This window comes from Pseudomonas sp. PK-RTE-24 (assembly GCF_054052265.1).
In genome coordinates this window covers 5,415,123-5,425,363 of record NZ_CM133224.1, presented here as the reverse complement: position 1 = coordinate 5,425,363, position 10,241 = coordinate 5,415,123, and the positions used below count along the sequence as shown (strand labels likewise).

General features: G+C 61.7%; 7 protein-coding genes. 2 read left to right on the top strand and 5 right to left on the bottom strand.

Annotated features, from left to right (window positions below; all coding sequences use genetic code 11):
- Nucleotides 1-331: 331 nt before the first annotated feature.
- The 4 genes from ACV8MC_RS24315 to ACV8MC_RS24300 all read right to left on the bottom strand — a co-directional run bounded on the left by ACV8MC_RS24315 (nucleotide 332) and on the right by ACV8MC_RS24300 (nucleotide 5,589).
- Complete coding sequence (locus tag ACV8MC_RS24315) at nucleotides 332-2,005, bottom strand: protein kinase domain-containing protein (protein ID WP_457263823.1); 1,674 nt, start codon at nucleotides 2,003-2,005, stop codon at nucleotides 332-334.
- A 7-nt stretch (nucleotides 2,006-2,012) separates the two neighbouring features.
- Entirely contained in the window at nucleotides 2,013-3,224 is a 1,212-nt protein-coding gene (locus ACV8MC_RS24310; RefSeq protein WP_016773839.1) for a nitrate/nitrite transporter, read from the bottom strand.
- Nucleotides 3,225-3,786: 562 nt separating this feature from the next.
- On the bottom strand, nucleotides 3,787-4,362 hold the full coding sequence (locus ACV8MC_RS24305) for an ANTAR domain-containing response regulator (RefSeq protein WP_007916390.1): 576 nt from the start codon (nucleotides 4,360-4,362) through the stop codon (nucleotides 3,787-3,789).
- Between the two features lie 15 nt (nucleotides 4,363-4,377).
- Nucleotides 4,378-5,589, bottom strand: coding sequence for a CmpA/NrtA family ABC transporter substrate-binding protein (locus ACV8MC_RS24300; protein ID WP_457263821.1), 1,212 nt, complete (start codon nucleotides 5,587-5,589; stop codon nucleotides 4,378-4,380).
- A gap of 218 nt (nucleotides 5,590-5,807) precedes the next feature.
- Between ACV8MC_RS24300 and ACV8MC_RS24295 the strand changes: the two genes are divergently transcribed.
- Nucleotides 5,808-6,827, top strand: a complete 1,020-nt coding sequence (locus tag ACV8MC_RS24295; protein WP_457263819.1) for a quinone-dependent dihydroorotate dehydrogenase — start codon at nucleotides 5,808-5,810, stop codon at nucleotides 6,825-6,827.
- Between the two features lie 298 nt (nucleotides 6,828-7,125).
- Here the strand turns inward: ACV8MC_RS24295 and rmf are convergent, their stop codons facing one another.
- Nucleotides 7,126-7,341 carry a ribosome modulation factor gene (rmf, locus tag ACV8MC_RS24290; protein WP_003223300.1) on the bottom strand — a complete coding sequence of 72 codons (216 nt, stop codon included), beginning with the start codon at nucleotides 7,339-7,341 and terminating at the stop codon, nucleotides 7,126-7,128.
- Between the two features lie 530 nt (nucleotides 7,342-7,871).
- On the opposite strand from rmf, the gene rlmKL reads away from it, so the two are divergent.
- Nucleotides 7,872-10,142: a bifunctional 23S rRNA (guanine(2069)-N(7))-methyltransferase RlmK/23S rRNA (guanine(2445)-N(2))-methyltransferase RlmL gene (gene rlmKL / locus ACV8MC_RS24285; protein WP_024012311.1), complete on the top strand. Its 2,271-nt coding sequence runs from the start codon at nucleotides 7,872-7,874 to the stop codon at nucleotides 10,140-10,142.
- Nucleotides 10,143-10,241 lie beyond the last annotated feature (99 nt).

The window sequence follows — 10,241 nt, the reverse complement described above, 5'->3', positions numbered from 1 at the left end:
CCTTGCTCGACAAATTTTGCGCAAACAAAAAAAGGCGTCCCGCTAGTTGCCTAGCGAGGACGCCTTTGTCCTGGTCCCGTTCTCTCGGGAAGCGCAGCCTTCGTCGTTGAAGGTTGGGCTTTATGTATGGTGATTGGGGTAATGCAGTGGTTGTGCCAACTTGTTATGGCGCCGCAATTGCTGGTTTTTTTGCCCGATTGGAGCTGGCTCGATGCACTTTCTCGAGGCGTGTTGCGCTTTTTTGGAGCGCAGGATCAAAAGATCGCAGCCTTCGGCAGCTCCTACAGGTGTACGCAACCAACTGTAGGAGCTGCCGAAGGCTGCGATCTTTTCAGGGCTGATGAAACAACAGAACCAGCAGCACCACATTCCCCAGCAACGACACCAAAGCCATCGTCCGCCAGACCTTCAACGGCTCCCGCTCCAACAAAGGCCGGGGCCGCACACTCAAACTTTGCCGCTCACCCTGTTCCAGCACCAGCAGCCACTCTTCAGCGGTTTCGAAGCGTTGCTGCGGATCGGCGGCGACGCCGCGTTCCAGACTTTGCGCCAGCCAGTCCGGCAAGTCCGGGCGATAGCGACTGGCATTCACCGGCACGCCAAATCGGGGCCGTTGAAACGCTTCGATCTCGCCATAGGGGAAATGCCCGGTGAGCAGGTAATAGAGAGTGACGCCGACTGAATACAAATCCTGCTGCGCATTCGGTGGTTCGCCACGAAACGCTTCGGGGGCGATAAAGCTTGGCGTCCCCGGCAGCGTCGCCGGCGCGTCTTGCGACAGCCCGGGGCAGTAAGCCAGACCGAAATCCAGCAGGCGCAGCTCGCCATCGTCACCTGACAGCAGGTTTTCCGGTTTGATGTCGCGATGCAGAATCTGCCGCCGATGCAGCAGCCCGACCGCGCGCAACAGCCGCTCGGCGATGTCCTGCCACTGCGCCAAAGGCAACGGGCCGCTGTGTTGAAACACGTCGGCCAGCGTCGTCCCGGCGTATTCGCGCATCACGTAATACAAATGCTGACGGTGAGTGCAGGCATGGATTTGCGGAAAATGCCGGCCGGCCACGCGCTTTAGGAACCATTCCTCGGACAGCAGCGCCTGCCCGGCTTGCGGGTCGTCGGCCAGGCGCGTCGGCAAGGTCTTCAACAGCCAAGACTGGCCCTGACCATCAAGCACGCGATACAGCAATGATTGCTGGCTCTGGCCGATGATGCCTTGCACCTGCCAGCCTTCAAACGCTTGCCCGGGTTTCAGCGCCGGCGGCAGCGGCCATTGCTGCAATTGCACCAGCGCATCGCCGATGCTCGCTTCGCCCAGCGCATCGACGCGCACCAGCAGGGCACTGGCGTTGTCCTGACTGCCGGCCAGATGCGCGGCGTTGACCAAGGTTTGCGCCGCGCTGGGCAGATCCACTTGATCGCGCAGAATCGCCGCGATCGCGGTATCGCCCAAGGTCGACCAGACGCCGTCGCTGAGCAGCACGAAGCTTTCGCCCTCACGCAGTTCGCCGTCGAGGAAATCCAGGACCAGATGCTGATCGAGCCCGAGCGCACGTTTGAGCACGTGTTGCATGCCCGGTTGCTCCCAGACGTGATCCTCGCTGATGCGCTGCAAGCGCTCGGCGTGCCAGCGATAGACCCGGCAATCGCCGACATGGGCGAGGGTGAAGCGTCGACCACGCATCACCAGCGCGCTGACCGTGGTCAGCAGCGGTTGCCCGCCGCCGTTGGCCTGCAGCCAGCGATTTTGCGCGAGCAGCAGGCGATCCAGCGCCTGGGCCACGCTCCAGGTTTCCGGCGTGGCAAAGTAGTCCAGCGCCAGGGCCTGCAAGGTCGAACGCGCGGCTAGGCCGCCATCGGCGCACTGGCTGACGCCGTCGGCGATGGCGAAAAGATAACCCTTGCTCACCGCCAGTGCCGGCGCCGGTGTCACTGAACGCAGGGCGTCCTGATTCTCCGCGCGCGGGCCGGTGGCGCTGGCTTCGGCGAAGCTCAGTTGCAGGGCCATTGGGGCCTCAGACCCGCGCCGCTGTCACCGCCGCCGAACCCCAGGTGGTTCTCCAGCGACGCTTGACGCCGTGCAGGCCAAACCATGCCAGCACGCCGAGGCTGGCGAACAACCACAGCGCCAATTGATAACTGCCGGTGCTTTGCTTGATCGCGCCCATGCCGGCCGCCAGGGCGAAGCCGCCAATTCCGCCGGCCATGCCGATCAGCCCGGTCATCACGCCGATCTCCAGACGAAAACGCTGCGGTACCAGTTGGAAAACCGCACCGTTGCCGGCGCCCAAGCCGAGCATGGTGCAGACGAAAAGCGCCAGCGCCGCGTAGGAACTTGGCAGATTGAAGCCCACCGCTGCGATGCAGATGGCAGCGACGGTGTACATCGCCAGCAAGGTGCGGATGCCGCCGAAGCGATCGGCCAGCGCGCCACCCAATGGCCGCATCAGGCTGCCGCCGAACACGCAGGCAGCGGTGTAGTAACCGGCGGTTACCGGGCTCAGACCGTATTGATCGTTGAAGTAACCGGGCAGGGCACTCGCCAGGCCGATGAAGCCGCCGAAGGTGACGCTGTAGAAAAACATGAACCACCAGCTGTCGCGATCACCGAGGGCCTTGAAGTAGTCGGCCATGGCTTTCGGCTTTGGCCGCTGGGGAGCGTTTTTTGCCAACAGGGCGAACAGCACCAAAGTCAGGACCAGCGGGATCAGGGCAAACCCGAAGACATTGCTCCAGCCGAACGCGGCGGCAATCACTGGCGCCAGCAGCGCGGCGAACACGGTGCCGGAGTTGCCCGCACCGGCGATGCCCATGGCTTTGCCTTGGTGCTCTGGCGGATACCATTGCGAGGCCAGCGGCAGGGCCACGGCAAACGACGCGCCGGCCATGCCGAGGAACAGGCCGAGGATCAGCGCCTGTTCATAACTGTGGATGCCCAGTTTCCAGGCGCCGAACAGCGCGCAGATGACGATGACCTGGCCGATCAGCCCGGCGGTCTTCGGCGACAAGCGATCAGCGAGCATGCCCATGGCGAAGCGCAACACCGCGCCGGCCAGAATCGGCGTGGCGACGACAAGGCCGCGTTGCTGGGTGGTCAGGTGCAGGTCGGCGGCAATCTGCACCGCCAGCGGGCCGAGCAGGTACCAGACCATGAAGCTCAGGTCGAAATACAGAAAGGCCGCGAACAGGGTCGGGGTATGGCCGGATTTCCAGAAGCTTGAATTCATCGCGCACCTCGGCTGAAAAGAGTCTCGAAAGGAGTCATGCACAGCAGGTGGAGCGCCTCACGGCCGCACCACCGGCCCCGTTCTGTGGGGCCAAAACGCAAAAACGCCGCTACCTGATTCGCCGAGGGGCGAACGGGGTGAGCGACGTCTTTGTCGTAGGTGGGGCAACCGCCGTTGGTTACCTGTGCGGTTTACTTAGCGAGATTTGTGCCAACAGCTGAAAAGCAAAAGCCCCTCACCCTAGCCCTCTCCCAGAGGGAGAGGGAACCGAGCGGGGGATGTCCGAATCATTTGCCGATCTGAACGATTTCGAGTGAATCCATAATCGACTCGGTCGTTCAGGTCGGCGGACAGCGCAAGACAACGCGGTCGGTCCCCTCTCCCTCCGGGAGAGGGAACCGAGCGGGGGATGGCCGAATCATTTGCCGATCTGAACGATTTCGAGTGAATCCATAATCGACTCGGTCGTTCAGGTCGGCGGACAGCGCCAGACAACGCGGTCGGTCCCCTCTCCCTCCGGGAGAGGGCTAGGGTGAGGGGCTCTTGATTTGCAGCGAAAACTTCAGCCCAGCAACTCGCTCATGGCAATGATCTGCTCCGCCACCTGAATCAGCTTCTGCTGGCGGCTCATCGCCTGGCGGCGCATCAGCGTATAGGCCTCTTCCTCGTTGCAGTCCTTCATCTTCATCAGCAAACCCTTGGCCAGTTCAATGCGCTTGCGCTCGGCCAGTTGCTGGTCACGGGCCTGCAATTGCGCGCGCAAGGCCTGGTCACTCTCGAAGCGCGCCATCGCCACGTCGAGAATCGGCTGCAACCGTTGTGCGTGAATGCCTTCGACGATGTAGGCACTGACCCCGGACTTGATCGCCTGACGCATCACCCCCGGGTCGTGTTCATCGGTAAACATCACGATCGGCCGGGGCTGGTCGCGGCTGACCAGTACCACTTGCTCCATGACATCGCGGCTCGGTGACTCGGTATCGATCAGGATCACGTCCGGGCGCACCGTTTCGACGCGCGCCGGCAGGTCGATGGTCAGGCCGGACTCGTCGATCACTTCGAAGCCGGCCTCGGTCAGCGCCGCTTTCAGGCGTCCGACTTTTTTCGCGGTGTCGTTGATCAGCAGAATGCGCAACATGTTCGCGGTCTCCTGTCAGCGCTGGGCGAGAAGGGGGGCGGTGTCGTTCAGGGCGTGCAGTTTGAAACTGCGCGCATAGCCCGCCGGGTCGCTGCCGTCCCAGACCTTGCCGTCGAGCAACTGGCTGCTGCGCAGGTCTGCGTACGAAGTCGCAACGCCGACCGCGCTGGCGGCCTCGCGATACAGATCCAGACGCTGAACCTGACGGGCGACGGCCAGATAATCCGGATCCTCGCGCAACAGACCCCAGCGACGAAACTGGGTCATGAACCACATGCCGTCGGAGAGGTACGGCAGATTGACCTCGCCACCGCCGTGAAAACGCAGCGCATGCGGGTCCTGCCAGCGATTGCCGAGGCCATCGGCGTAATCCCCCATGAAACGCGGCTCGATGCACGGGGCGGGGGTGTCGAGGTATTCGGTGGCGCTGAGCAATTGCGCGGTACTGCGGCGGTTTTCCGGGCTTTCTTCGATGAAGCGGCTGGCCTCAAGAATGGCCATGACCAGCGCCCGCGCGGTGTTGGGGTATTGCTCGACAAATTCGCGGGTGCAGCCGAGGACTTTTTCCGGGTGGTCGGGCCAGATGCTCTGGCTGGTCGCCAGGGTGAAACCGAGATTCTGCTGCACGGCGCTGGCCGCCCACGGTTCGCCGACGCAAAAGCCGTCGATGCGCCCGGCTTGCAGGTGCGCAACCATTTGCGGCGGCGGCACCACCACGCTGTCGACGTCCTGCAACGGATGAATGCCCTGGCTCGCCAGCCAGTAATAAAGCCACATCGCATGGGTGCCGGTGGGGAAGGTCTGGGCGAAGGTCAGTTTTGCGCGGCTTTGGTGCACATGCTGATCGAGCGCTTCAGGACTGTTCACGCCATCCTGTTGCAAGCCATGGGACAGGTTCAGGCTCTGGCCATTCTGGTTCAGGCCCATCAGCACCGCCATGTCGGTCGGGGCGACACCGCCGATGCCCAGGTGCACCGCATAAATCAGCCCGTACAGACTGTGCGCGGCATCCAGTTCGCCGCTGACCAGCTTGTCGCGCAAGTTGGCCCATGACGCCTGACGCTTGAGGTTCAGGGTCAGGCCGTAGGGTTGGGCGAAGCCCTGAGTGGCGGCGACCACCACCGAGGCGCAGTCGCTCAGCGCCATGAATCCGAGATTGATCGCGCTCTTTTCCGGCGCATCGCTGCCATTGACCCAGGCCAGAGGCCCCAAGGACGTTTCGTTCATACGCTACCTCAAAAAAAACGTCGTCCCGGATTCTGCGCAGGCAAAACCCGGGGACGACGCCATTGTCCTGGCCTGCGCGCCGTCATTGGTCGGCAGACTGATGAGCGGGGTGGTGCAAGGCATATGCCAGTCGCCTGATTCGCGCAGGCGCCTCGCGCCGGGGGACGATGCCCGGCTATAATCGCCGCCTCTTTTCGCCGCCCGAGTCATTGCCGCCCATGTACACCCTGGCCCGTCAGCTGTTGTTCAAACTTTCCCCGGAAACCTCCCACGATCTGTCGCTGGATCTGATCGGCGCGGGTGGACGTTTGGGCCTCAACGGCTTGCTGTGCAAGGCTCCGGCGAAAATGCCGGTGACCGTCATGGGCCTGGAGTTCCCGAACCCGGTAGGGCTGGCGGCAGGTCTGGACAAGAACGGCGCGGCCATCGACGGCTTTGCGCAGCTGGGTTTCGGCTTTGTCGAAATCGGTACCGTGACCCCGCGTCCGCAGCCGGGTAACCCGAAACCACGGATCTTCCGCCTGCCGGAAGCCGAGGCGATCATCAACCGCATGGGTTTCAACAACCTTGGCGTGGATAACCTGCTGGCGCGGGTCGCTGCGGCGAAATACAAAGGCGTGCTGGGCATCAACATCGGCAAGAACTTCGATACCCCGGTCGAGCGCGCGGTGGATGATTACCTGATCTGCCTGGACAAGGTCTACGCCCACGCCAGTTACATCACGGTCAACGTCAGCTCGCCGAATACCCCGGGCCTGCGCAGCCTGCAGTTCGGCGACTCGCTCAAACAATTGCTCGCGGACCTGGCCACGCGCCGCGCCGAACTGGCTCTGCGTCACGGCAAGCATGTGCCGCTGGCGATCAAGATCGCGCCGGACATGACCGACGAAGAAACTGCGCAGGTCGCCCAGGCGTTGATCGAAACCGGCATGGATGCGGTGATCGCCACCAATACGACTCTTAGCCGTGTCGGCGTCGAAGGCATGGAGCATGGCGACGAGGCGGGCGGTCTGTCGGGTGCGCCGGTGCGTGAAAAGAGCACCCATACCGTGAAGGTGCTAGCGGGCGAATTGGCCGGGCGTTTGCCGATCATTGCTGCGGGCGGGATTACCGAGGGCAAACACGCGGCGGAGAAAATTATTGCTGGCGCGAGCCTGGTGCAGATCTATTCGGGCTTCATCTACAAAGGCCCGGCGCTGATTCGTGAATCGGTAGACGCCATCGCCGCGTTGCGCTGAGGATTGCCGAGGCCTTGGGGAGCCTTTGTGGCGAGGGGATTTATCCCCGCTGGGCTGCTCAGCAGCCCCAAACCTTCCACAGTGATATGCCAGGTAGATTGAAGTTCGGACTTCGCGACTGCTGCGCAGCCGAGCGGGGATAAATCCCCTCGCCACGTGGATCCCTGTTAACCCTTTTTGCAGGCATAAAAAAGGGCTCCTCGAAGGAGCCCCTGGGCCGTAGCCCGCCGTCCGGGAGGGACGTGCGTGGTTAATTCAATGCAAATTCAGATTGTCGTGTCGGAATAAATGCCCTGTGTCAGCCGACGGCGTGAAGTTCGTTGAGTCTGTGGATTCCCGCAGTGCCGGTCATACCGTCCCAGTTGTCGCCGCGTCCTTCTCGCCAGCCGTTGATCCAGGCTTGACGTACCGACGGTAGAGTAAATGGGCAAAGCTCACGGGATTTGCCACCAACGCCATATTGATATCCGCGCAAAAATGCTCTTTCCAACGGATCACGCTTAAGTCTTCTCATAGGGTGTTTCCCTCACTTGTTGACTGTAGTGTCGCGTTGACCTCAATTGAGGTCTGGCAGAAAAAACCTGCCATCGTGCGGCTCGCTGCCGGCGTGGCGAGCCAAGGTGTTGACGCCGTTGCGACGTCAACCTGTGTTCAGTTCTAACCAATGAGTCACACCGAGGGAATGATCGTTTTGTCATAAGCACGTAACGTAAAGGATGCTATTGCGATAAGTAACCGCGTATTTATTCAACGTTCACTGCGCAAACCCCGGTATGATCGGCGCCCCGCTGGCTCAGGGGGTTAATCCTTTAGTGAGAATGACCCACGTTTGCGCTTGGGTAATATTCGACGAAGGGTCGCTTTCAGTCTTTTTGTTTCACCAACTTTTTTATCTGTCCCGGCATCTAAGCTCTTTTAACCCGAGCAGCGGGGATGGAACGGCACACCTTCGTGCCACGCGGGCGCTCTTTCAGAAAAGCGCCTGATTGAAAACCGGGTCGGCAATGCGTTGCCGGCCCACTAGCCAAAGGCTCTGGAATTACCATGTCCGATCGTTTCGAACTCTTCCTCACTTGCCCCAAAGGCCTTGAAGGCCTGCTCATCGAGGAAGCCGTCGGGCTTGGCCTTGAAGAAGCGCGCGAGCACACCTCCGCCGTGCGTGGCATGGCGACCATGGAAACCGCTTATCGCCTGTGCCTCTGGTCGCGTTTGGCCAACCGTGTGTTGCTGGTGCTCAAGCGTTTCCCGATGAAGGACGCCGAAGACCTCTACCACGGCGTGCTCGACATCGACTGGCAGGATCACATGCTCAGCGACGGCACCCTGGCCGTCGAATTCAGCGGCCACGGCTCGGGCATCGACAACACCCACTTCGGCGCGCTGAAAGTCAAAGATGCCATCGTCGACAAACTGCGCACGCCACAGGGCGATCGTCCATCCATCGACAAACTCAACCCGGACCTGCGCATTCACCTGCGACTGGATCGCGGCGAAGCGATTCTGTCCCTCGACCTGTCCGGCCACAGCCTGCACCAGCGCGGCTATCGCTTGCAGCAGGGCGCCGCGCCGCTGAAGGAAAACCTCGCGGCGGCAATCCTCATTCGTTCCGGCTGGCCGCGCATTGCCGCCGAAGGTGGCGCACTGGCTGACCCGATGTGCGGTGTCGGTACGTTCCTCGTCGAAGCGGGGATGATCGCTGCCGACATGGCGCCGAACCTGCGTCGCGAGCAGTGGGGCTTTACCGCGTGGCTCGGTCACGTGCCGGCACTGTGGAAAAAACTCCACGAAGAAGCCGTCGAGCGCGCCGCTGCCGGTCTGGCCAAACCGCCGCTGTGGATTCGCGGTTACGAAGCCGATCCACGACTGATTCAGCCAGGCCGCAACAACGTTGAACGTGCCGGCCTCAGCGAGTGGATCAAGATCTACCAGGGCGAAGTGGCGACCTTCGAGCCGCGCCCGGACCAGAACCAGAAAGGTCTGGTGATCTGCAACCCGCCGTACGGCGAGCGTCTCGGTGACGAAGCCAGCCTGCTGTATCTCTACCAGAATCTCGGCGAGCGTCTGCGTCAGGCCTGCCTGAACTGGGAAGCGGCGGTGTTCACCGGCGCCCCGGATCTAGGCAAACGCATGGGTATCCGCAGCCATAAACAATATTCGTTCTGGAACGGCGCGCTGCCGTGCAAGCTGCTGCTGATCAAGGTTCTGCCCGATCAGTTCGTCACTGGCGAACGCCGCACTCCGGAACAGCGCCAGGCCGAGCGCGAGCAAGCGGCTTACGACCAGACCCCGGACGAGCCGCAAGAGCGCAAGTTCAACAAGAACGGCAACCCGATCAAGCCGACGCCAGCCCCGGCGCCAGTGATCGAACAGCCGCGCCTGAGCGAAGGCGGGCAGATGTTTGCCAATCGCTTGCAGAAAAATCTCAAGGCGATGGGCAAGTGGGTCAAGCGCGAAGGTATCGATTGCTACCGCGTCTATGATGCCGACATGCCGGAATACGCAATGGCCATCGACCTGTACCACGACTGGGTGCACGTTCAGGAATACGCCGCGCCGAAATCCATCGACCCGGAAAAAGCCTCGGCGCGCATGTTCGATGCGCTGGCGGCCATACCGCAGGCGTTGAACGTCGACAAGAACCGCGTGGTGGTCAAGCGCCGCGAGCGGCAGAGCGGCACCAAGCAGTACGAGCGTCAGGCGGCCCAGGGCAAGTTCGTCGAGGTCAATGAAGGTGGCGTGAAGTTGCTGGTCAACCTCACCGATTACCTCGACACCGGCCTGTTCCTCGATCACCGGCCGATGCGCATGCGCATTCAGAAAGAGGCGGCCGGCAAACGCTTCCTCAATCTGTTTTGCTACACCGCGACCGCCAGCGTGCACGCGGCCAAGGGCGGCGCGCGCAGCACCACCAGCGTCGACCTGTCGAAAACCTATCTGGACTGGGCGCGACGCAACCTGTCGCTGAACGGCTTCTCGGACAAGAATCGTCTGGAGCAGGGTGATGTGATGGCGTGGCTGGAAAGCAGCCGTGACGAATACGACCTGATCTTCATCGACCCGCCGACGTTCTCCAACTCCAAGCGCATGGAAGGCATCTTCGACGTACAGCGCGATCAGGTGCAGTTGATCGACTTGGCGATGGCGCGGCTGGCACCGGGTGGCGTGCTGTATTTCTCCAACAACTTCCGCAAGTTCCAGTTGGAGGAAAACCTCGCCGAGCGTTATGCGGTCGAGGAAATCAGTGCGCAGACCATTGATCCGGATTTCGCCCGCAATACCAAGATCCACCGCGCCTGGAAAATCACGGCTCGTTGACGCTTTCACTGGTTGGATCCACAGAGCCTTGATTTTTAACGGCTCGGTGGATCCAGCGGTGCTGGCTAAATTAGTGGCTAATAGCTATAACTCACACAC

Bases quoted from the DNA above. Each gene is read 5' to 3' on its own strand.
- ACV8MC_RS24315 (WP_457263823.1), bottom strand. From the start codon at position 2,005: ATGGCCCTGCAACTGAGCTTCGCCGAAGCCAGCGCCACCGGCCCGCGC.
- ACV8MC_RS24310 (WP_016773839.1), bottom strand. From the start codon at position 3,224: ATGAATTCAAGCTTCTGGAAATCCGGCCATACCCCGACCCTGTTCGCG.
- ACV8MC_RS24305 (WP_007916390.1), bottom strand. From the start codon at position 4,362: ATGTTGCGCATTCTGCTGATCAACGACACCGCGAAAAAAGTCGGACGC.
- ACV8MC_RS24300 (WP_457263821.1), bottom strand. From the start codon at position 5,589: ATGAACGAAACGTCCTTGGGGCCTCTGGCCTGGGTCAATGGCAGCGAT.
- ACV8MC_RS24295 (WP_457263819.1), top strand. From the start codon at position 5,808: ATGTACACCCTGGCCCGTCAGCTGTTGTTCAAACTTTCCCCGGAAACC.
- rmf (WP_003223300.1), bottom strand. From the start codon at position 7,341: ATGAGAAGACTTAAGCGTGATCCGTTGGAAAGAGCATTTTTGCGCGGA.
- rlmKL (WP_024012311.1), top strand. From the start codon at position 7,872: ATGTCCGATCGTTTCGAACTCTTCCTCACTTGCCCCAAAGGCCTTGAA.